This window comes from Halococcus salifodinae DSM 8989 (genome assembly GCF_000336935.1).
In the GTDB taxonomy this organism is placed as follows: domain Archaea; phylum Halobacteriota; class Halobacteria; order Halobacteriales; family Halococcaceae; genus Halococcus; species Halococcus salifodinae.
In genome coordinates, this window is the sequence record NZ_AOME01000055.1 from 1 (window position 1) to 1,723 (window position 1,723).

Sequence of the window (1,723 nt, forward strand, 5' to 3'; positions counted from 1 at the left end):
TGTAGTCACCTTCAGCGCATTACTCAAGATGGTGTATTGCAGGCACTCACTCACCGAGGAGGTCTCCGAGCAGACATTCTTGAAGATGGGTTGATTCGCCCTGGAGACGCCGTCGAACCCCTCGAATAATCCGCACTCTTTCGATTGGAAACGGCTCGTATTCCCGCTTGCGGCTGCTACGACCGATAGACAGTCGACCTGCTTGCCGATCGGGACGGTCGGGAGAAAAGGGAACGCGCGCCTACGGCAGCGCCGTCCGGAGGTCTTCGCAAAGATCGTCGACATCTTCGATGCCGACCGATATCCGGACCAAGGTCTCGGGAATCTCCGCGGTAGCAGACCCGTGGCTGACTTCGTCGGGGATCATCAGCGACGGCACCTCAATGAGGCTCTCGACACCACCGAGACTAGCCCCTGGGGTGAACAGCTCGAGACCATCGATGAACGCCTCGATTTCAACAAGCGTGCCGTCGAATTCGAAGGAAAGCATCCCACTGTATCCCGACATCTGTTCGGCCGCGAGCTCGTGTTGCGGGTGACTCTCTAGGCCCGGATAGTAGACGCGGGCGACCCGGTCGTGGGTTTCGAGGAGACGAGCGACCGCCATCGCGTTCTCCTGATGGTGTTCCATCCGTGCGGGCAGCGTCTTGATACCCCGCGCAACGAGGTAGCAGTCGAACGGCGAAAGCATGTTTCCGAGCCCGATCCGCTGAGAAAACGCCAGATTCTCGAAGATCTCGTCGTTGTCGGTGACGACGGCACCGCCGATCGAGTCGGAGTGGCCGTTGAGGTACTTGGTGGTGCTGTGGACGGCAATGTCGGCACCCAGTTCGAGCGGGGCTTGGAAGTACGGGCTTGCGAAGGTGCTATCGACCCCGAACGGGACGCCGTGGTCGTCGGCGATGTCACCTATCGAGCGGACATCGCACAGGCGTATCAACGGATTCGTCGGTGTCTCTGCCCAGATCAGGGCGGTTTCCGAATCAACCGCTGTGGCGACATTTTCGGGCTCGCGGGCGTCGACGAACTCGACGTCGACGCCGAGGTGATTGGCGACGAAGTCCGTGAGTAGTCTCTCGGTCCCACTATAGACGGAGTCCGATGAGATGAGGTGGCCCCCTGGCGGGACCAGCGACAGCACCGTCGTCGAGATGGCGGCCATCCCCGAGGCGAACGCCAGTCCGTGCTCGCCGCCTTCGAGTCGTGCTAGCTGCTTCTCAAGGGCCGCCCGCGTCGGGTTGCTCTCGCGCGAGTAGTCGTGTTCGTTGGCATTGTCCCCGCTACCCCACTCGAAGGTGCTCGAGAGGTGTATCGGCGGAATGACGTCGCTCGTTCCGCCTTTGTCGGGGCGCGTCGCGTTCTCAGCTGCCCCGACGGCGAGCGTCTTGAATCGGTTCTCGTGGAAACAGTCGTCATCTCGTGTCATAGGCGAATCACCGCAGAACCCGTTCGTGTGATANACTTAGACTTGCAGATCCAGGCGAGACTGTTTAGAAGCAAAAACAGGAGATGTAATTCAATTTGCGAAGACCGCACCTCACGTGAAATTAGCAAGAAAATCGACAACTCGGCCACCGCCTGTTATTCTGCTGAGCCTCTAAGCCTTGCACGGAATTTCTGACAGCCGTCGGGGGTATTGTCTGGTGGGTGTATGAGGATTTCTGCTAAACATGATAGTAGACGGCATATTCGTGGGACAAACGTTTTCTATTCGCGCCCCATT

General features: G+C 58.9%; 1 protein-coding gene and 1 pseudogene. One reads left to right on the forward strand and one right to left on the reverse strand.

What is annotated here, in order from left to right; genetic code table 11:
* Positions 1–129, forward strand: a pseudogene (locus C450_RS23495) (MOSC domain-containing protein); the annotation flags it as partial.
* Between the two features lie 112 nt (positions 130–241).
* Here C450_RS23495 and C450_RS11090 read toward each other — a convergent pair.
* Positions 242–1,426 carry a trans-sulfuration enzyme family protein gene (locus C450_RS11090; RefSeq protein ID WP_005043477.1) on the reverse strand — a complete coding sequence of 395 codons (1,185 nt, stop codon included), beginning with the start codon at positions 1,424–1,426 and terminating at the stop codon, positions 242–244.
* Positions 1,427–1,723: the final 297 nt, after the last annotated feature.

Bases quoted from the DNA above. Each gene is read 5' to 3' on its own strand.
- C450_RS11090 (WP_005043477.1), bottom strand. From the start codon at position 1,426: ATGACACGAGATGACGACTGTTTCCACGAGAACCGATTCAAGACGCTC.